Source organism: Microvirga sp. M2, assembly GCF_047497095.1.
Classification (GTDB): domain Bacteria; phylum Pseudomonadota; class Alphaproteobacteria; order Rhizobiales; family Beijerinckiaceae; genus Microvirga.
Genome location: NZ_CP134063.1, coordinates 4,155,599 through 4,174,619 on the forward strand (window position 1 = coordinate 4,155,599; position 19,021 = coordinate 4,174,619).

19 protein-coding genes are annotated in these 19,021 nt (G+C 64.8%); 4 read left to right on the forward strand and 15 right to left on the reverse strand.

Annotation, left to right across the window (positions count from 1 at the left end):
- Positions 1–23: 23 nt before the first annotated feature.
- From RE429_RS19670 to RE429_RS19710, 9 genes are all read right to left on the reverse strand, one after another.
- Positions 24–683, reverse strand: coding sequence for a phosphoribosylanthranilate isomerase (locus RE429_RS19670; protein ID WP_414472347.1), 660 nt, complete (start codon positions 681–683; stop codon positions 24–26).
- A 9-nt stretch (positions 684–692) separates the two neighbouring features.
- Positions 693–1,640 carry an ornithine cyclodeaminase family protein gene (locus tag RE429_RS19675; RefSeq protein ID WP_414474261.1) on the reverse strand — a complete coding sequence of 316 codons (948 nt, stop codon included), beginning with the start codon at positions 1,638–1,640 and terminating at the stop codon, positions 693–695.
- 14 nt (positions 1,641–1,654) lie between these two features.
- Entirely contained in the window at positions 1,655–2,005 is a 351-nt protein-coding gene (locus RE429_RS19680) for a lipopolysaccharide assembly protein LapA domain-containing protein (protein WP_414472349.1), read from the reverse strand.
- A 19-nt stretch (positions 2,006–2,024) separates the two neighbouring features.
- Positions 2,025–2,339, reverse strand: coding sequence for an integration host factor subunit beta (gene ihfB, locus RE429_RS19685; protein ID WP_370439046.1), 315 nt, complete (start codon positions 2,337–2,339; stop codon positions 2,025–2,027).
- A 26-nt stretch (positions 2,340–2,365) separates the two neighbouring features.
- Positions 2,366–3,331: a signal peptide peptidase SppA gene (gene sppA, locus RE429_RS19690; protein WP_414472350.1), complete on the reverse strand. Its 966-nt coding sequence runs from the start codon at positions 3,329–3,331 to the stop codon at positions 2,366–2,368.
- Positions 3,332–3,605: 274 nt separating this feature from the next.
- Complete coding sequence (gene rpsA / locus RE429_RS19695; RefSeq protein ID WP_414472351.1) at positions 3,606–5,306, reverse strand: 30S ribosomal protein S1; 1,701 nt, start codon at positions 5,304–5,306, stop codon at positions 3,606–3,608.
- 345 nt (positions 5,307–5,651) lie between these two features.
- Positions 5,652–6,947: an MFS transporter gene (locus RE429_RS19700; protein ID WP_414472352.1), complete on the reverse strand. Its 1,296-nt coding sequence runs from the start codon at positions 6,945–6,947 to the stop codon at positions 5,652–5,654.
- A 280-nt stretch (positions 6,948–7,227) separates the two neighbouring features.
- Positions 7,228–7,857, reverse strand: a complete 630-nt coding sequence (locus RE429_RS19705) for a 2-hydroxychromene-2-carboxylate isomerase (protein ID WP_414472353.1) — start codon at positions 7,855–7,857, stop codon at positions 7,228–7,230.
- Positions 7,858–8,035: 178 nt separating this feature from the next.
- Positions 8,036–8,206 carry a hypothetical protein gene (locus RE429_RS19710; protein WP_414472354.1) on the reverse strand — a complete coding sequence of 57 codons (171 nt, stop codon included), beginning with the start codon at positions 8,204–8,206 and terminating at the stop codon, positions 8,036–8,038.
- Positions 8,207–8,581: 375 nt separating this feature from the next.
- Between RE429_RS19710 and RE429_RS19715 the strand changes: the two genes are divergently transcribed.
- The 4 genes from RE429_RS19715 (at position 8,582) to typA (ending at position 13,635) form a co-directional block, all read left to right on the forward strand.
- Positions 8,582–9,814 (forward strand): argininosuccinate synthase, encoded by a 1,233-nt coding sequence (locus RE429_RS19715; RefSeq protein WP_414472355.1) that lies wholly within the window; start codon positions 8,582–8,584, stop codon positions 9,812–9,814.
- A gap of 4 nt (positions 9,815–9,818) precedes the next feature.
- On the forward strand, positions 9,819–10,361 hold the full coding sequence (locus RE429_RS19720; protein WP_414472356.1) for an MOSC domain-containing protein: 543 nt from the start codon (positions 9,819–9,821) through the stop codon (positions 10,359–10,361).
- A 177-nt stretch (positions 10,362–10,538) separates the two neighbouring features.
- Positions 10,539–11,660, forward strand: coding sequence for a site-2 protease family protein (locus RE429_RS19725; protein ID WP_414472357.1), 1,122 nt, complete (start codon positions 10,539–10,541; stop codon positions 11,658–11,660).
- Positions 11,661–11,808: 148 nt separating this feature from the next.
- The gene (gene typA, locus RE429_RS19730) at positions 11,809–13,635 is read left to right on the forward strand and encodes a translational GTPase TypA (protein WP_370439055.1); all 1,827 of its coding nucleotides are present in this window, start codon (positions 11,809–11,811) and stop codon (positions 13,633–13,635) included.
- A 69-nt stretch (positions 13,636–13,704) separates the two neighbouring features.
- Here the strand turns inward: typA and RE429_RS19735 are convergent, their stop codons facing one another.
- From RE429_RS19735 to RE429_RS19760, 6 genes are all read right to left on the reverse strand, one after another.
- Positions 13,705–13,869: a hypothetical protein gene (locus RE429_RS19735; RefSeq protein WP_414472358.1), complete on the reverse strand. Its 165-nt coding sequence runs from the start codon at positions 13,867–13,869 to the stop codon at positions 13,705–13,707.
- Positions 13,870–13,986: 117 nt separating this feature from the next.
- Positions 13,987–14,220, reverse strand: a complete 234-nt coding sequence (locus RE429_RS19740) for a hypothetical protein (RefSeq protein WP_414472359.1) — start codon at positions 14,218–14,220, stop codon at positions 13,987–13,989.
- Positions 14,221–14,232: 12 nt separating this feature from the next.
- A complete protein-coding gene (locus tag RE429_RS19745) occupies positions 14,233–14,589 on the reverse strand; it encodes a hypothetical protein (protein ID WP_414472360.1) in 357 nt (118 codons plus the stop codon).
- Positions 14,590–14,765: 176 nt separating this feature from the next.
- Positions 14,766–17,333 carry a calcium-binding protein gene (locus tag RE429_RS19750; RefSeq protein ID WP_414472361.1) on the reverse strand — a complete coding sequence of 856 codons (2,568 nt, stop codon included), beginning with the start codon at positions 17,331–17,333 and terminating at the stop codon, positions 14,766–14,768.
- A 177-nt stretch (positions 17,334–17,510) separates the two neighbouring features.
- Positions 17,511–18,491, reverse strand: coding sequence for a cysteine synthase A (gene cysK / locus RE429_RS19755; RefSeq protein WP_414472362.1), 981 nt, complete (start codon positions 18,489–18,491; stop codon positions 17,511–17,513).
- A 73-nt stretch (positions 18,492–18,564) separates the two neighbouring features.
- Positions 18,565–19,014, reverse strand: coding sequence for an RrF2 family transcriptional regulator (locus RE429_RS19760; protein ID WP_414472363.1), 450 nt, complete (start codon positions 19,012–19,014; stop codon positions 18,565–18,567).
- Between the last annotated feature and the right edge of the window lie 7 nt (positions 19,015–19,021).

The following is a 19,021-nucleotide window of genomic DNA, read 5'->3' on the forward strand; positions in this document are numbered from 1 at the left end:
GTCGAGGAAATGCGTTCTTCCTTTTATAGCTGGGCAGCGAATGCTGTCCGGGCTGCCTTGACGAAGGCTTCGATCCTGGCCGGATCCTTCCGGCCCGGTCCGCTTTCCACCCCCGATGAAACGTCGACGGCCTGGGGCCTGGTGAGCCGGATGGCCTCCGCCACGTTGTCGGGGTTGAGGCCTCCTGACAACATGATGGAGAGAGCCGGGTCAAGCCCATTCAGGAGCGTCCAGTCGAAGGAGATGCCATTGCCGCCGGGCAGGGAGCCTTCCGCCCCGGGCGGCTTGGCGTCGAGCAGGATGTGCTCGACGGCTCCCGCATAGGGAAGAAGAGCCGCGAGATCGCCCCGCTCGGCGATGCCGAAAGCCTTCATGACGGGACGGCGGATCATGGAACGGATCTCGGCGACCCGCTCGGGGCTCTCCCGCCCATGAAGCTGGATCAGGTCGGGGTTGATGGCCTCGACGGCCTGCGCGATCTCCTCGTCGCCGGGATCGACCAGAAGCACGACGCGCCGGGCACGGCCCTTGGCCTGCAGGGACAGGCGATGGCCGAGATCGAGGGTCACATGGCGGGGACTTTTCGGAAAGCGCACGAACCCCACCATGTCCGCGCCGGCATCGAGCGCGGCCGCCAGGGTTTCGGGGGTCGACAGCCCGCAGATCTTGATCAGATTGGTCATGGGCCCGTTCTACGACGTTTTGGGCAACAAACGCCACACCAGCATCGCCGCAGCCAGATCCTCCAGGGCCGTGCCGACCGATTTGAACAGGGTGACGGCCTTGTCGCTCCGCCGCGGCGGATGGCGGCAGAGGTCGAACAGGGTGCCGCGCACATGCCCCGGTTCGATCGCCCCCTCCCGGAGCGACAGGGCCACGTCCCCGCCTTCGGAGAGGGCGGCCTCGGTATCGACATAGACCAGGGCCCTGCGCAGGGCCTCGTCGTCGGCCTCCCGCATCGTCAGGTTGAACGCGCCCACAAGATCGAGATGGGCGCCTTCCTTCAGCCACGCGCCCTTCACGACGGGCGCGGTCGAAAGGGTCGCGCAGGAGACGAGGTCGGCCTCGCGCACCGCCGCTTCCAGATCCGTGACGGCCGTGACCGGGAGGCCCTCGGCACGAAGCTCGGCCGCCAGGGCTTCGGCCTTGCCGGGCCTGTGATTCCAGAGGGAGACCTCGCGAATGGGCCGCTGGCTCGCGTGAGCGCGGATCAGGAACGGTGCGAGCGCGCCCGCTCCCACCATCACCATCCGGGCCGCGTCCGCACGGGCCAGATGCCGCGCGGCGAGCGCGGAGGCCGCGGCCGTGCGCCAGACCGTGAGGCGCGTGCCGTCGAGAACGGCGACGGGCTCGCCCGTCTCGCCGTTCATCAGGAGGTACGACCCCATGACGCTGGGAAGATTCTTCGCCCCGTTGTCCGGAAAGACGGAAACCACCTTCACGCCCACGAATCCGCCCCCTGCGGCCGGACCGGTCCAGGACGGCATCAGCAGCAGCGTTCCCGGGGAGCCCGGGCGCTCGATCTCGTGATGGTGCCGCACCGGCGTGACCATGTCGCCGCCAAAGGCCTCGGCAAGCGCCTCCACGAGAGCCGGAAAGGTGAGGATCCGGTCGATCTCGGCTGATGAAACGACGCGCACGGTCAACGACAGCGCTAGAAGCCGGGCGATTGCGGAGACGGCAGGGTGGCCGGCAGGCCCGCCGCGGCGTTCTGGCTGCGCAGGCGCTCGGTTTCGTGGCGCAGCTGATCGGCCTCGCGGCGATAGCGGCGACGGGCCTTGCGGGTCTTGCCCTGGGCCAGCCAGGTCGCCGTGCCGCCGATGACGACGCCGACCATGACGGCGGCGAAGATCACGGCAAAGAGAGGAAGCTGTGCCGCGAATTCGGGCGCATCCTTGGAAAATGGATCCAGCGACAGGGTCACCGGAGCGCGATTCGCAACGGCGAGCAACACGACCAGAATCGCAACCGGCAGAAGAATGAGCGCCTTCAGAAAGCGAATCACGAGCACCTCACGAGCATTGTTATTGGGCTGCGGCGGCCTTCAGCACTTTCGAAGCCGGGGCATTGAGCCGCTGGCGCATTTCCTTGCCCGTCTTGAAGACGGGAACGACCTTTTCGGAAATGGAAACGGACTCGCCCGTGCGCGGGTTGCGGCCGGTGCGGGCGTCGCGCTTCTTGACGGAAAAGGCGCCGAAGCCGCGCAATTCCACCCGGTCGCCCCGCGCCAGCGCGTCCGCGATCGTGTCGAGAATCGCGTTCACGATCTTCTCGACGTCGCGTTGGTACAAATGCGGGTTCTGCTCAGCGAGCTTGAGCACCAGTTCTGATTTGATCATGGATGAGCTATATCTTTGACGATGCTTTATTTTTCTGAAGGTTGCCAGACGACCAGCAGGCCGTCAAGCTGCGCTGCCTCAACGTGAGCATCCGCTTGACGCAGGGCTTGCGCCACTCTCTCGAACCCGAGGAGATCCGCCGTCGCCGCCGCCATGGTGAAGATCGAGAAGTCATGGTCGGAACGCGGCTTCCAATCGCGAATCGGCAGGTTCTTGGTGATGCCCTTCTCGGTCTCGAGCCAGGCTACCGCGTCGCGCTCGCTGCCGAGCTTGTCCACGAGCTTCATGGGCAGACCCTGGCGGCCGCTGAAGACCTGACCGGTGGACACCGTGGCGAGTTCGCCCTCGCTCAGGCGGCGGCGCTCGCGCACGAGGGTCTTGAACCAGTCATAGGTATCGCCGACGACGGACTGGATGGCCGCGCGGGCCTCGGGCGACGTTGGTGTGAAGGGGTTCGGCTCTGCCTTGAGGGGAGCCGATTTGATCGTCTCCACCTTCACGCCGACATTCCCCAGAAGGCCGGACACATCCGGGTACTGGAACAGCACGCCGATGGAGCCCACGAGGGAGGTCTCCCGGGCGACGATGTAGTCGGACGCGACGGCCGTGATGTAGCCGCCCGAGGCCGCCGTGCCGTCCACGAAGGTGACCACCGGCTTTTTCTCCGAGAGACGGCGGATGTTCCGGTAAAGCTCCTCGGAGCCCGTGGTGGTGCCCCCGGGGCTGTTGATGGAGATCACGACGCCGGAGACGAGGCTGGAATGACCCACCCGCTCCATCAGCTCCGCCATGCGCTGGTTGCCGGTGATCACGCCGCCGACCGAGATGCGGGCGATCTGCTGCTGCACGGCGCCATAGCCCATCCGGTCCGCGGCGGCGTAGCCCAGGGCGGCCACGGCGGCGATCAATCCTGAGAAGCCGGCGATGCGCCAGAAGGAGAGCTTGCGGCGCAGACGGCGGCGGTCGGCAATGGCTTCGGCATCGATGGACATCGGTTCGTCTCTAACTCGGCTCACTCGCGTGCGAAGGCAGCACCCTAGAGCGGTTTGCGCCGCTATGGAATTGCAAACCCGTCATTTTTCGCGAACCGGATCGGCGGGCGGCGACCCGCGATCCGTCTCGCGACGGTCTCAACGCGAAGGCAGATAGGGCGGCCCGGAGCATGTCCAACCCGAACCCATGCATGGATCACGCGGGCTTCGGGCATAAAAAATCCCCGGGCCGAAGCCCGGGGATCCATCAGACCCTGAGATAGGGTGAGTCCGATTACTTCTTGTCGGTACGGGCCTTGAGAGCCGCGCCCAGGATGTCGCCGAGCGACGCACCCGAATCGGCCGAGCCGTACTGAGCCATGGCTTCCTTCTCCTCAGCGACCTCGAGGGCCTTGATGGAGACGGTGACGCGGCGGGCCTTGCGGTCGAACTGCGTGACGCGGGCGTCGATCTTCTCACCCGCGGCAAAGCGCTCGGGACGCTGATCGGCGCGGTCGCGAGCAAGCTCGGAACGCTTGATGAAGGTGGAGAGGTCGGTATCGACCAGCTTCACCTCGAGGCCGCCGTCCTTCACCTCGAGAACCTCGCAGGTGACGATCTGGCCCTTCCTCAGCTCGCCGGCCTCGGCGAAGGGATCGCCCGCCAGCTGCTTGATGCCGAGCGAGATGCGCTCCTTCTCGACATCGACGTCGAGAACCTGAGCGCGAACCATGTCGCCCTTCTTGAAGTCGTCGATGACCTGCTCGCCCGGACGGTTCCAGTCGAGATCCGAGAGATGGACCATGCCGTCGACGTCGTTCTCGAGGCCGATGAACAGACCGAACTCGGTCTTGTTCTTCACCTCGCCCTCGACGACGGAGCCCACGGGGTGCTTCTCGGCGAAGGCCTCCCACGGATTCTGCAGCGTCTGCTTCAGGCCGAGCGAGATACGACGCTTCACCTGATCGACCTCGAGGATCACGACCTCGACCTCCTGAGAGGTGGAGATGATCTTGCCGGGGTGGACGTTCTTCTTCGTCCAGGACATCTCCGAGACGTGGATCAGGCCTTCGATGCCCGGCTCGAGCTCGACGAACGCACCGTAATCGGTGATGTTCGTGACGCGGCCCTTCAGCTTGGCGCCGACGGGGTAACGAGCGGCGATGCCCTCCCACGGATCGGCCAGCAGCTGCTTGATGCCGAGCGAGATGCGGTGCGTCTCGTGGTTGATCTTGATGATCTTCACCTTCACCGTCTGGCCGATCGTTACGACCTCGGACGGATGGTTCACGCGGCGCCACGCCATGTCGGTGACGTGCAGCAGGCCGTCGATGCCGCCGAGATCAACGAACGCACCGTATTCGGTGATGTTCTTGACCACGCCGTCGATGACCTGACCCTCTTCGAGGTTGGCCACGAGCTCGGAACGCTGCTCGGCGCGGCTCTCTTCGAGAACCGTGCGGCGCGACACGACGATGTTGCCGCGGCGGCGATCCATCTTGAGGATCTGGAACGGCTGAGCCACGCCCATGAGCGGGGTGACGTCGCGGACGGGACGGATGTCCACCTGCGAGCGGGGCAGGAACGCCACGGCGCCGTCGAGGTCGACCGTGTAGCCGCCCTTGACCTGGTTGAAGATGGTGCCGTTGACGCGCTCGCCGGCCTCGAAGGCCTTCTCGAGCTTCACCCACGACTCTTCGCGGCGGGCCTTGTCACGGGAGATGACGGCCTCGCCCAGCGCATTCTCGATGCGCTCGACATAAACCTCGACCTCATCGCCGACCTTGATCTCACGGTCGCGGTTGGGGCCGGAGAATTCTTTCAGAGCGACGCGACCCTCGGTCTTCGCGCCGATATCGATGACCGCGACATCCTTCTCGATGGCGACCACCTTGCCCTTCACCACCGAGCCTTCGTTGATCTCGGACGTGCGGAAGGATTCTTCGAGCAGAGCAGCAAAATCTTCACGGCTCGGCTGTTGGAAAGCTGCAGACATATGTTCTCCTGAATGGCCCTCGTTTAAAGGGGCAACGCCGGCGGCTCGTGTGAACGGGCCGTTTCCCTCCGTCGCCGCCTCAGGACGCCCCCTTGAGGGCCGTGTCCAAGGCGTGCCGCTTCAAAAGCGGGCCGGCGTATCATCGGCGGACGGAAACGCTTTGTTCGTCAAGACTTTAGCGGAACACCTCAGGGGCCCATATCAGGCCCCCTCGAACACGGCGCACCGCGAATGTCTGTCGAATAGGCGTTCCTTTATCCCAAATCGCCTTGGATCACAAGGCTTTCAACCCCTTGAGCCTCACGGCTCGCGCATCGGGAGGCTCAAGGGGCGCCAGGGATGCCTTCAGTCCTCGTGGATCAGGCTGTGATCCCGGGTGTCCCTCATGCGCAGGTAAACGATGAGGGAGAGGCCGATCATGATCGTCACGTAGATGAAGAAGCCGTACTCCATGCCGGCCTGCTTGAACCAGAGCGCCACGTATTCCGCGGTGCCGCCGAAGATCGTATTGGCGAGGGCATAGGGCAGAGCCACGCCCAGCGCGCGGATATGGGCCGGGAACATCTCCGCCTTCACGACCGCGTTGATGGAGGTGTACCCGGTGACGATCACGAGGGCCGCCAGGGCCAGCGCGAAGGCCGTGTAGGGATTGCTGGTGCCCGCGAGCGTCGAGAAGATCAGGTAGGTGAACAGCACGCCGAGAACGCCGAAGCCGACCATGATCGGCTTGCGCCCGATCCGGTCCGACAGCGCACCCGCCACCGGCTGCAGCACCATGAACACGAAGAGAGCCGCCGCCGTGATCTGGCTCGCCGTCTCGCGGGAGAAGCCGGAGGTGTTGACCAGGAACTTCTGCAGGTAGGTGGTGTAGGCATAGAAGGCGAGCGTGCCCCCGGCCGTGAGCGCGATCACCGTGAAGGCCTCGCGGGGATACTTCGTGAAGAGCGTGAGACCGCTGGAGCGGGGCGCCTTCGCGCCTTTTGCGTTCTTGTAGGACTCCGTCTCGGCCAGCCCGCGCCGGAGATAGAAGACCACCACGGCCAGGATGCCGCCGATGAAGAAGGGAATGCGCCATCCCCAGGCCTCGAGGGCCTGCTCGGAGAGCACCTGCTGGAGGATCAAAAGCACGGCGAGGGCCAGGAGCTGTCCCGAGATCAGCGTCACATACTGGAAGCTGGAGAAGAAGCCGCGGCGGCTCTTGCCGGCCATCTCGCTCAAATAGGTGGCGCTGGCGCCGTATTCGCCGCCCACGCTGATGCCCTGGAGCAGGCGGGCCAGGACCAGGATCACGGGAGCCAGCACGCCGATGCTGTCATAGCCCGGCGTGACGGCGATCATCAGCGAGCCGGTGCACATGAGCGTCACGGAGAGGGTCAGGCCGGCCTTGCGTCCCCTGCTGTCCGCATAAATGCCCATGATCCAGGCCCCGATGGGCCGCATGAGGAAGCCGACGGCGAACACCGCCGCCGCGCTCAGGAGCTGCGCGGTCTGATCACCCTTGGGAAAGAAGATCGGGGCGAAGTAGAGGGTAAAGGCGGAATAGACGTACCAGTCGTACCATTCGACCATGTTGCCCGCCGATCCGCCGAGGATCGATTTCAGGCGATGCCTGCGATCGACGAGATTGTTTTCCTTCAGCATAAGTTCGTTCGTTCCAATAATGCATGCCCTCCCCCGCGCCGGGAGAGCGCATGGCCTGAGAAGAGGCTTAATTTTTGTGAGAAAGAGGCAGCAGCGTTGGCGTTCCACTGCAGCGTTATATTTCCTGGGTGCATACGCTCGCCATGACGATACGTCAAATTGCGAGGGTTCACATGCAACATCTGAACCTTTGCCGGCGCTTCCGGGCTAAATACTTGTGCGGGCTGCGAAACTGCCAGACGAGGAAACCCGATCCGTCTTCGACTAAAGGCTAATGCGCCTAGAGCGGAACCTCCGAACGCCGGGCCTGGGTGGCGGCCCATTCGAGCGCCTGATCGAGCCGGTCGTTGCCCCAGAACATCTCTCCGTCCTCGGCGAAGAAGCTCGGTGCGCCGATGACGCCCCGGGAGAGCGCCTCGTCGTTCAGACGCCGCAGGCGGCCCTTGGTGGCATCGGATTGAGCCTCGTGGACAGTCGTTTCCGGGTCGAGTCCGAGGCCGGACAGGATGCCGGAGAGCACCTGCGGGTCGGAGATGTCGCGACCCTCGCCGAACTCCGCCGCGTAGACCGCCTGGGTGAAAACGGGCGTCCAGCCCTTGTCGAGACCGAGAAGGGCGAGGCGGGCGGCCAGGAGCGTGTTCTGCGGAAAGAGGCTTGGCCTGTAGAGGGGAAGACCGAAACGCGCCGCTTCCCGCTCCATGTCACGCCACATGTAGCGGCCTTTGGCCGGGTAGAGGTTGAAGGGCGAGGTCCCCCACCCTTGCGCCTTGAAGATCGGGCCGAGGAGAAACGGCCGCCACACGAGCTCCACTCCCGCCTCCGCGGCCGCCTGCTCGATGCGCATGGCCGTCAGATAGGAATAGGGCGAGGCGAATTCGTACCAGAACTCGAAAAACGGGCGGCGGATCATGAGCCTCTCCTTGCCTTTCAGGCCCCTCGCTAGAGCATCGGACGCCCCTTGGGCAGGCCCCGCCATTACGGGCAGGAATGCGGGAGAAGCATGACTTTCCAGGTTGTCGGCCGGCCTCGTGCCCGTCGGATGCAATCCACGTCAAGTCCGGTGGGCCGACGATCGTCCGGAGCGAAGATCACTCCAGTCTTGGTTTCAGGATCGATGGGATGTTGTCGTCACCGACGCTTATTTTTCCCGATATCAGCACCAGACATCGGATCGGGACGCCCTGATCGACGCAATGGCTGGAGACGAAAGAACGCTCACGCTCCGGCACGGCAGCGATGTTGACTTTGACGTCTCCCATAGGCTTTCCATCGTCACTGTATGCCGGGCACCTTCCTTCGTCCAACTCCTTCAGGGAGACCCAGCACAGAAGGTCGACCTCTCGTCCTGAAAAGGCTTGCGGGTCACTCACGACTTCCAATGGGACGGTTCGGCCCCCGCGTGTCTCCCTATTCGCCCCGGCCTGGGCCTGCGAGGCTATCGGAAGCAGCGACAGGAGCCAGGGCAGGACCGCCAGTATTTGAAGTTTATATCGTATCATTTTGGTTTCGTAGCATCGAACGCCGACACCGCGCAATCGCCGAGCCTCCGGAAGATCTTGTCCGGAAGGTCTTGGTTGCACTTCCAAAGCATCCCGGCTAAGTCGCGGATACCCTTTCATTCTGGAACATCGATTATGGCTGAGAAGCGCGTGAACAAGGTCGTGCTCGCCTATTCCGGCGGCCTCGACACCTCCATCATCCTCAAGTGGCTGCAGACCACCTATGGCTGCGAGGTGGTGACCTTCACCGCCGATCTCGGCCAGGGCGAGGAGCTGGAGCCCGCCCGCAAGAAGGCCGAGCTTCTGGGCATCAAGCCGGAAAACATCTTCATCGAGGACCTGCGCGACGAGTTCGTGCGCGACTACGTGTTCCCGATGTTCCGCGCCAACGCGCAATACGAGGGCCTGTACCTGCTCGGCACCTCCATCGCCCGTCCGCTGATCGCCAAGAAGCAGATCGAGATCGCCGAAAAGGTCGGCGCGGATGCGGTCGCCCACGGCGCGACCGGCAAGGGCAACGACCAGGTGCGCTTCGAGCTCGGCTATTATGCCCTGAAGCCCGACGTGACCGTGATCGCCCCCTGGCGCGAATGGGACCTGCGCTCCCGCGAGCAGCTCATCGCCTTCGCCGAGGCCCATCAGATCCCGATCGCCAAGGACAAGCGCGGCGAGGCCCCGTTCTCCGTGGACGCCAACCTCCTGCACGCCTCCTCCGAGGGCAAGGTCCTGGAAGACCCGTCCCTGGAAGTGCCGGACTACGTCTATTCGCGCACCAACGATCCCGAGACCGCCCCCGACACGCCGACGGTGATCTCCATCACCTTCGAGAAGGGCGATCCGGTCGCCATCGACGGCAAGAAGATGGGCCCGGCCGACCTGCTGGCGAAGCTCAACGAGCTCGGCCGCATCAACGGCATCGGCCGCCTCGACCTGGTCGAGAACCGGTTCGTGGGCATGAAGAGCCGCGGCATGTACGAGACGCCCGGCGGCACGATCCTTCACCTCGCCCATCGCGGCATCGAGTCGATCACGCTCGATCGCGGCGCGGCGCACCTGAAGGACGAGCTGATGCCGAAATACGCCGAGCTCATCTACAATGGCTTCTGGTTCTCGCCCGAGCGCGAGATGCTGCAGGCGCTCATCGACAAGTCGCAGGAACTCGTCACCGGCGAAGTGAAGTTGAAGCTCTACAAGGGCGGCGTCCATCTCATCGGCCGCGAGAGCCCCTATACGCTCTACGACCAGGACCTCGTGACCTTCGAGGAAGGCGCGGTCGCCTACGACCACCGGGACGCCGCGGGCTTCATCAAGCTCAACGCGCTTCGCCTGCGCACCCTCGCCCAGCGCAAGAAGAAGCTCGGGTTGTAAGAACATGGATGCGTCGGTCGTTGCCGTCAGCCGCAGCCCGACGCATTCCTTTTCCAAACCGAATGCGGACGGCATCCGGCTCATTGCCGGAATGGGCGTCGAAGGCGACGCCCATGCGGGAGAAACGGTCAAGCACCGCTCCCGCGTGAAAGTCGATCCCGGCCAGCCGAACCTGCGTCAGGTCCACCTCATTCACGCGGAGCTCTTCGACGAGCTGGCCGCGGAAGGCTTTTCCGTCGCGCCCGGGGAGATGGGCGAGAACATCACCACGCGGGGCCTCGACCTGCTCGCCCTTCCGGTCGGCGCGCGGCTGCGTCTCGGGGCGTCCGCCGTGGTGGAACTGACGGGGCTGCGCAATCCCTGCGTTCAGATCGACCGCTTCCGGAAAGGCCTCATGGCCGCCGTGCTCGACCGCGACGGCGAAGGCCGGCTCGTCCGCAAGGCGGGCGTGATGGGGATCGTTCTGACGAACGGCGAGGTTCGTCCCGGAGACGGGATCGCCGTCACTCTGCCGCCTGAGCCGCATCGCCGGCTCGAGCGGGTGTGAGGACGTTCGGCGCGACCACTTGTTCTCGCCGACCTCCGGCTCTCCGCGAAAGCGCCCCGGGCTCAGCCTGCGGCTGCCCCGGGATGACGATGGCAGCCGGGCGGGCTGCTTTCTCCCGGCTTTGGAAAGCGCCTCCCCCGCCCTACCTTTGAACCGGAAGGCCTCCGGAGAGCAGACATGCCCTGGTCCATTCCCGTCGCGCGCATCGCCGGCACCGAGATCCGCATCCATGTGACCTTCCTGCTCTTCCTGATCTGGATCGGTGCCGCCCAATGGCAGGCGGGAGGCCGGTCGGCCGCCATCGACGGCGTGGTCTTCATCGTGCTGATCTTCGCCTGCGTGCTGGCCCATGAATTCGGGCACATCCTCGCGGCGAAGCGCTACGGCATCAAGACGCCCGAGGTGACGCTCTGGCCCATCGGCGGCGTCGCGAGCCTCGAGCGGATCCCCGACAAGCCTCGCGAGGAGCTGGTGGTCGCGGTGGCGGGCCCCCTGGTGAACGTGGCCATCGCGGCCGCCATCATTCTCGTCCTTGGCCTGCGGGTCGACACCGCCGCCGCGACGGCACTCGAAAATCCGCATGCGGGCATCATGATGCGGCTGGCCGCCGCCAATATCTTCCTGGTGGTGTTCAACATGATCCCGGCCTTTCCCATGGACGGCGGGCGCGTCCTGCGGGCGGTCCTCGCCATGCGCATGAACTATGCCGATGCCACCCGCGCCGCGGCGCGGATCGGCCAGGGCGCGGCCTTCCTGTTCGCGCTGCTCGGGCTCTTCAGCAACCCGATGCTGATCATCATCGCCCTTTTCATCTATCTCGCCGCCTCCGCGGAGGCGCAGGACGTGTCGTTCCGGGGCGCGACGCAGGGCCTGCCCGTGCATGCGGGCATGATCAGCTCGGTCGAGTCGCTTCAGACATCCTCGACCCTGGACGATGCCGTCGACCTGATGCTGCGCACCTCGCAGAAGGAATTTCCGGTGGTCGACGGTGCGGGCCATCCGCGCGGCCTTTTGACCCGCGACGGCCTGATCGTGGCTCTCCGTCAGGGAGGCCCCACGACCTCGGTCCTCGACGTGATGGCCCGGGACCTGCCGACGGTTCAGGAATGGCAGCCCTTCGAGGCCGCCATCGCCCTGCTCAACAAGGCCAAGGCCCCTGCCCTCCTCGTGCTGAACCGGGACCAGCAGCTCGTCGGGCTCCTGACGCCCGAGAATCTCGGCGAGATGATGATGGTGCGCAGCGCCCGCCCGGATTGGCGTTTCCGCACCCGGAAATCCTATGTTCAGGGCGGTTTTTGAACCTTTGCGGCCCGTGACGGCGGCACGCCCTATTGCCGCCGCAGACTAATCACTATATTGCAAGTCCATCAAATTCTTCGCCCGGTACGAGCCAGGGGCGCGGGGACATCCGCCGCGTGCCGGGCCTCTTTGCCTTGAAAGACCCCTTATGAAACTACGCAATATCGCCATCATCGCCCACGTCGACCACGGCAAGACCACCCTCGTCGACAAGCTGCTCCAGCAATCCGGCGCCTTCCGTGAGAACCAGCGCGTCGAAGAGCGCGCGATGGATTCCAACGACATCGAAAAGGAGCGGGGCATCACCATCCTGGCCAAGGCCACCTCGGTGGTCTGGAAGGACACCCGCATCAACATCGTCGACACCCCCGGCCACGCCGATTTCGGCGGCGAGGTCGAGCGAATCCTGAGCATGGTGGACGGCGCCATCGTGCTTGTTGACGCAGCGGAAGGACCGATGCCGCAGACCAAGTTCGTGGTCTCCAAGGCCCTCAAGATCGGCCTGCGTCCCATCGTCGCCATCAACAAGATCGACCGTCCCGATGCGCGCCATCAGGAGGTGATCAACGAGGTGTTCGACCTCTTCGCCGCGCTCGACGCCAACGACGAGCAGCTCGACTTCCCGATCCTCTACGGGTCGGGCCGCAACGGCTGGATGGCGAAATCCCCGGAGGGACCGAGCGATCAGGGCCTGGCCCCGCTCTTCGACCTCGTGCTCGATCACGTGCCCCCCGCCAAGACCGAGGAGGGCCCGTTCCGGATGCTCGGAACGCTGCTCGAATCCAACCCCTTCCTGGGCCGGATCGTCACGGGCCGCATCAGCTCCGGCACGGTGAGGCCGAACCAGTCGATCAAGGTTCTCGACCGCGAAGGCAACGTGGTGGAAACCGGCCGCGTCTCCAAGATCCTGGCCTTCCGCGGCCTCGAGCGCCAGCCCATCGACGTGGGCGAGGCCGGCGACATCGTCTCCATCGCGGGTCTCGTGAAGGGCTCGGTGGCCGATACCTTCTCGGCGCCCGAGAACGACATTCCGATCCAGGCTCAGCCGATCGATCCGCCGACCGTGACCATGTCGTTCATCGTCAACGACAGCCCTCTGGCCGGCACCGAAGGCGACAAGGTGACGAGCCGCATGATCCGCGACCGCCTGTTCAAGGAAGCGGAAGGCAACGTGACCCTCAAGATCGAGGAAGCGGCCGACAAGGACTCGTTCTACGTCTCGGGCCGCGGCGAGCTGCAGCTCGCCATCCTGATCGAAACCATGCGCCGCGAGGGCTTCGAGCTCGCCGTATCGCGTCCCCGCGTGGTGTTCGAGAAGGATGAGAACGGCCAGCTTCTCGAGCCCGTCGAGGAAGTGGTGATCGACGTGGACGAGGAATTCTCCGGCGTCGTGGTGCAGAAGATGTCCGAGCGCCGCGCCGAGATGGTCGAGATGCGCCCCTCCGGCGGCAACCGTCAGCGTCTCGTGTTCTACGCTCCGACCCGCGGCCTCATCGGCTATCAGAGCGAGCTTCTGACCGACACCCGCGGCACGGCCATCATGAACCGCCTGTTCCACGCCTACGAGCCCTACAAGGGCGAGATCGCCGGCCGCCGCAACGGCGTTCTGATCTCCAACGATGCGGGCGAGGCCGTGGCCTATGCGCTGTGGAACCTGGAAGATCGCGGCCCGATGATGATCGAGCCCGGCTGGAAGGTCTATCAGGGCATGATCGTCGGCGAGCACAACCGCGAGAACGACCTCGAGGTGAACGTGCTGAAGGGCAAGAAGCTCACCAATATCCGCACGACCTCCAAGGACGAGGCGGTGCGGCTCACGCCTCCGATCCGCATGACCCTCGAGCGCTCGCTCGCCTGGATCGAGGACGACGAGCTCGTGGAAGTCACGCCGAAGTCGATCCGCATCCGCAAGGCGATCCTCGATCCGAACGATCGCAAGCGCGCCGAGAAGCAGAAGGAAGCGCTGAGCGCCTGAGATCCGCGTCGCGAACCACACGAAAGGCCGCCCCTTGGGCGGCCTTTTTCGTAGGGACCGGAGGGCTCTTTACCCTTCGGCCTTGTCGCTCTGCCCCTTCTTCGCATCCTCGCCCATGGGGTTGGTGGAATCCTCGCCCGATGCATCGGGGTTGTCGCGGCCCTGCGGCGTCAGGCGCGGGGCGTTGATATCCTGTTCGGTCGCCTGGTTGGATTTCTTGTCGGATCGAGCCATTGCTGCTTGTTCCTTTCTCGGCATCAGGTGGGGCGGCCGGCCGCGTCGGGGACGGGTCGCTTCATGGGAACCCGCGGTCCGGTGTTTGGAAAATCCGAGTCGAAAATCCGGGTCCCGTCACGAGCTGGTGGAATCGGTTCCGTCGCGGTCGCCGATATCCGGGAGGGCGCCCGCGCCGGGCGTCGCGTCCGGATTGGTCAGCGACGGCTTTCCGTGCGGTCCGACCGCGGGCGGAGCACCGCCGGCCCTGTCCTCGGGCGAGCCTCCGCGACCCGTTGCCGGATCCGGCCGCTCGGGATCGACGGGCTTCTTCGTGTCCTCGGTATGGTTGCCATAGCCTGCATTGCCCATGGCGCTCCCCCGTCAGCCCTGGTTCTTGCCTGTGACGGCCGTCGCGCGCTCGATGGCCTCGGCCGTCGCGTCCTTGTCATCGGGCGAGAGCGTCGCATCGCTCAAATGCTTCGTAGCCTCGGGCGTCTCGGCGGCGGTGAGTTCGTCGTGGCCGTCCATTCCGGCCTGGCTCGGCTGGCCGGTCTGGCCCTGGCGGTAATTGTAGGACTCCCCGCCCGGCTCGCTCCAGGCGCGGCGCATGGTGGCGTTGCCTTCCGGCCCGCCGTCCCGGTTCGGGTCGATGGGGCTGTCGTCGCCGCCGCGCTGCTCGTTGCGGATCTGGTCCGCATCCTGGTCTTTCAACGAATGAGGCGCCTTGCGCTCCGCCATGGTGAACTCCTTGAAACGTCGCTTGAATTCAGCTGTCTCAGGGAGAACCCGGGGCGATCCGGGAAGTTCTGGCTACGCTTGCGGGCGACGGGCGTGCCGGATGCGCGTTCAGGAGAGCCCGTTTCAGGCAACGAGGCGGCCTCGAGGCCGCCCGGCCTTCGCTCCCGGGGCTAGGATCACACGATCAGGAAGTCGCCGGCATTGAGGGTCTTGGCGCTGAGCCCCTTCTGCAGCTGGAGGAAGTCGATCGGCTTGTATTTGGTGCCGATGCCGTCCGCGTCATAGGACACCTTGCCGGTCCTGGAATCATAGGCGAGATAATCGTCCTTGTCCTTGCGGGGGCCGAAGGCAAAGAACTTCGCGCTGAGCGTCCGGCCCGCCGCCGTTCCCGCGCCGATCTTCTTGAAGACCGCATCGTCGAGCAGGAACTTGTCGTCGCCGTTCCGCCAATCCGTGACAGTATCGAGATTGGTCCTGGCATTGAGCGCGGCATCGAAGCGGAAGCGGTCGGAGCCGCTGCCGCCGGTCAGGATGTCCTTGCCGCTGCCGCCCGAGAGGGTGTCGTTGCCGGCTCCGCCGTTGAGCCGGTCGTTGCCTGCCAGGCCGAGGATCAGCTCCTTGTTGGCCTTGCCGAGCACGCTGTCGGCGCTCGCGGTGCCGCGAATGTCGAAGCTGTCGTCGGCGGCCAGCCGCAGCCCCCCGAGCGCCTTGAACTGGGCCAGCGACCAAGCCACCCGGTTGTCGACGGCGTCCAAGGCATCCACCCTCCTGCCGGACAGCGCCGCGATCTGAGCTGCAGTGAGAGCGGAAAAGGCTGCACCCGTGTCGCGGAGGGTGATGATGTCGTCGGCCGCCAGGGTCACCCACCCAAGCCCGTTGAGTTTCGCCAGCGACAGGCCGATCGCCCCGGCTCCTGTCGCATCGATGGCATCGATCCCCTTGGCGGAAAGCATGCCGACCTGCTCCGCCGTCAGGGCCGCCAGAGCATTCGTGATGTTCGCGCCCGTGTCCGCGAGCGTTGTCGTGCCTGTCTGGCTCACGGCGAGCCTTGCGGTCGCGGCCAGAGCCGCCACTTGAGCGGCCGACAGGGCGAGCGCCTCCTCCGAAGCGAGGAGGTCCAGCAGGTCGACGTTCTTGGCATCCAGGCTTGTGATCTGCTGGGCCGACAGGGTCGCCAGATGGGCCGCCGTGTCTCGGACCGTCACCGTATCGTCCGCATTGGCGGCGAGGAATAAGGTGTCGGCCAACGCACCGGCCTGTTCGACCCGAAGGACAAGGTCCACGGCCAGGGAGCCGCTCGCGCCGAGATAATCGACGGCCCGGTCGTCCATGGCTGCGATATCTTGCGTGGAAAGAGCCGCGATGCCGTCTTCCGTCGCATTCACGGTCACGGTCACGGTGTCGTCGGCCAAAAATCCAACCGTGCCCAACAGGTTGAACCTCTGAAGATTGAGCGTGAGTGCCCCCGTCGTCGACGCGATGACATCGACGCCTCTGCCGGCCAGCATCTCGAGTTCGGTTCCTGAAAAGCCGTCGAGCGCGTCTGGAGCAACTTTGAGGACAACCGTATCATTGGCCGCGAAGGACCAACCTATGTTCCGTAAGGTCTCGACGGAGAGCTCGATGCTTCCGCCATCCGTGGCGTCGATGGCGTCGATACCCTTGAACGACACCCTTTGCCGTTGATCGGGCGTCAGGTCGGCAAGGGCCGCGAGGGCGGCGCTGATGGCGGCGGCCGTGTCCGACAGGGTTGCCACGGTGGCAGGCTTCACGGCGAGCCTCGTGGCCGCGACCAGAGCGGAAAACTGAGCCGCCGTGAGGGCCAATGCGCCATTCTCGTCGGAGCTTTCGAGGAAATCGACGTTCTTGGCGTCCAAGGACGCGATATGCTGAGGGGAAAGCGTGGCGAGATTGGCTGCCGTGTCCCTCACGATCACGAGGACATCGTTGCTGGGGCGGTCGCTGGACGGAATGCAGGAAAGAGAAGCGGTTTCCGCCAATGCGGCGGCCTGATCCGCGCGCAGGATGAGCTGGCTCGAACCGCTACTGAGATAGTCCATATTTTTGAGGCCGAGCTGTCTGATGTTGCTCGCGGACAAAGACGAGAAATCCGCATTCGTGACAGTTGCGATGAGACGGGTGTCCAGGGAGGCGGATACCGACCCGGCAAGGACGATGGCCGAGGCTAGGTTGATGTTAACGGGCGCAGCCCCACGAACACCGAAGACATCGACGTTTCTGTCGATCAGAGCCGCGAGCTTCGTCGCATCGTTGATCAAGGCCTGGAGATTTCCAAGGGAATCGGCAACCGTAACGTTGTCGTCGGCGGCCATCCGGAGCGAGCTGGACAGCAGAGCCTCCGCACCGGCGACACTGATGGTGACGGTTCCATTGTCGCTCGCATCGATCATGTCGATGCCCTCGGTCAACCGCTCAAACTCAAAAATATCGAGGCTACTGATGACTGCAGCGGTATCGACCAGCTTCACATTGTCGCCGGACCCGAGATGCAGCGTGGTGTCCATAGCCCGGAACTTCGCGACGTCGATGACGAAAGGATTCGTGGCGGAAGCATTGGTGGACATGAGGAAATCGACGTTGTCCTCTTGCATCCAGCCGATCTGCTCCGCGGAGAGGCCGTTCAGGATTTCGACCGAATCGGTGATGGTGACAGTGTCGGTGGGGGCGAAAGGCCCCCGCGCGCGAGCCAAGTATTGCAGGACTGTTAGTGTCACATTTGCCACGGGCGATGGCCCCTTCTTCTGTCAGGACAATGTCAAGGCGCTAATCGTATATCCCTTTTGTATCAAGTTATAACGTATCGAACAAGTTGGATACGCCTGCTCGAGGCGAATCTCATCGGGTCCATGCAAAAAGGCGGCCTTCAGGCCGCCTTTTCTCACGCCGGACCGGACGAAATCCTACAGCCCTTCGAACAGGGCCGTGGAGAGATAGCGCTCGGCGAAGGACGGCGCGACGGTGACGATGCGCTTGCCCTTGAACTCGGGACGGGCGGCGATCTCCAGGGCCGCCGCCACATTGGCCCCCGTGGAGATGCCGCCGGGAATGCCTTCCAGCTTGGCGAGCCTGCGGGCCGTGTCGAACGCGGTCTGGTTGCCGATGGTGATCACGCCGTCGATGAGGGAGCGGTCGAGCACGTCCGGGACGAAGCCGGCGCCGATGCCCTGAATCTTGTGAGGGCCGGGCTGGCCGCCCGAAAGCACGGGCGAATCCTCCGGCTCCACGGCAAAAACCTTCATGCTCGGCAGACGCGGCTTGATGACCTGCGCCACGCCCGTGATCGTGCCGCCGGTCCCCACGCCCGCCACGAAAGCGTCGAGCTGGCCGTGGGTGTCGTTCCAGATCTCCTCGGCCGTGGTCCTGCGATGGATATCGGGATTGGCCGGGTTCTTGAACTGCTGGGGAATGACCGAGCCCGGGATCTCCTTGAGCAGTTCCTCCGCGCGGGCGATCGCACCCTTCATGCCCTGCGGCCCGGGGGTGAGCTCCAGCTCGGCGCCGAGAAAGGCCAGCATCTTGCGCCGCTCGATGGACATGGTCTCGGGCATCACGAGGATCAGGCGGTAACCGCGCGCGGCCGCCACGAAGGCGAGCGCGATGCCGGTATTGCCGGAGGTCGGCTCGATCAGCGTGGCGCCGGGCTTGATCTGCCCGGAGGCTTCCAGGGCGTCGACCATGTTGACGCCGATGCGGTCCTTCACGCTGGAGATCGGGTTGAAGAACTCGAGCTTGAGGAGAATCTCGGCATCGACTCCGTGCTCCTTCGGCAGCCGGTTGAGGCGCACGAGCGGGGTATTGCCGATTGTGTCGGTGATGGAGCCGAAGATGCGCCCGCGGCCGGGCTTCGTACCGGCGTCCGAGGCGTTGAACGTGTCAGCCATAAGATCCTCCATGAGAATGGCAGGATCCTAGTCCTTTCCGCAACAGGTGTCGATAATTGCGTTAATTAACAATCTATATCGTGAAATCCACGGGCGTGCTCGGCTCGACCACGGCTTCGTCCTGCGCCCGGGTGCACAGATCCTCCACCGTCACCTTGTCGAGCTCGGACAGGAACGCCTCCGTTCCCTTCGTCACGAGCGGAGCCACCACCGCTTCGGCGAGCCGCGATTCCGGGATCGGGGCGTTGCCCTCGTCGTCCTGCGCCGTCATGGCGGTGCGCACGATGTCTCCCGCCGTGATGCGCCGGCGCTCGCGGGCGAGTTCGTAGCCGCCGCGCGGGCCTCGCACGCCTTTGAGGATCCCCTGCCGCACCAAAGCCTGCAGCACCGGCTCCAGATAACGCGGCGGCAGATTGTGCCGGGCGGCGAGCGCCTTCGCCGAGACCGGCATCGGACGCGCATGGAGCGCGATGTCGGTGACGGCGGCGATCGCGAGCAGGGAGCGGCGGGAGAGAAAGTTCATCGCGTGC

Coding starts and splice junctions, on each gene's coding strand:
- rpsA (WP_414472351.1), bottom strand. CDS start 5,306: ATGTCTGCAGCTTTCCAACAGCCGAGCCGTGAAGATTTTGCTGCTCTG.
- RE429_RS19745 (WP_414472360.1), bottom strand. CDS start 14,589: ATGGCGGAGCGCAAGGCGCCTCATTCGTTGAAAGACCAGGATGCGGAC.
- RE429_RS19735 (WP_414472358.1), bottom strand. CDS start 13,869: ATGGCTCGATCCGACAAGAAATCCAACCAGGCGACCGAACAGGATATC.
- RE429_RS19715 (WP_414472355.1), top strand. CDS start 8,582: ATGGCTGAGAAGCGCGTGAACAAGGTCGTGCTCGCCTATTCCGGCGGC.
- cysK (WP_414472362.1), bottom strand. CDS start 18,491: ATGGCTGACACGTTCAACGCCTCGGACGCCGGTACGAAGCCCGGCCGC.
- RE429_RS19710 (WP_414472354.1), bottom strand. CDS start 8,206: ATGGGAGACGTCAAAGTCAACATCGCTGCCGTGCCGGAGCGTGAGCGT.
- RE429_RS19705 (WP_414472353.1), bottom strand. CDS start 7,857: ATGATCCGCCGCCCGTTTTTCGAGTTCTGGTACGAATTCGCCTCGCCC.
- RE429_RS19720 (WP_414472356.1), top strand. CDS start 9,819: ATGGATGCGTCGGTCGTTGCCGTCAGCCGCAGCCCGACGCATTCCTTT.
- typA (WP_370439055.1), top strand. CDS start 11,809: ATGAAACTACGCAATATCGCCATCATCGCCCACGTCGACCACGGCAAG.
- RE429_RS19670 (WP_414472347.1), bottom strand. CDS start 683: ATGACCAATCTGATCAAGATCTGCGGGCTGTCGACCCCCGAAACCCTG.
- sppA (WP_414472350.1), bottom strand. CDS start 3,331: ATGTCCATCGATGCCGAAGCCATTGCCGACCGCCGCCGTCTGCGCCGC.
- RE429_RS19700 (WP_414472352.1), bottom strand. CDS start 6,947: ATGCTGAAGGAAAACAATCTCGTCGATCGCAGGCATCGCCTGAAATCG.
- ihfB (WP_370439046.1), bottom strand. CDS start 2,339: ATGATCAAATCAGAACTGGTGCTCAAGCTCGCTGAGCAGAACCCGCAT.
- RE429_RS19740 (WP_414472359.1), bottom strand. CDS start 14,220: ATGGGCAATGCAGGCTATGGCAACCATACCGAGGACACGAAGAAGCCC.
- RE429_RS19760 (WP_414472363.1), bottom strand. CDS start 19,014: ATGAACTTTCTCTCCCGCCGCTCCCTGCTCGCGATCGCCGCCGTCACC.
- RE429_RS19725 (WP_414472357.1), top strand. CDS start 10,539: ATGCCCTGGTCCATTCCCGTCGCGCGCATCGCCGGCACCGAGATCCGC.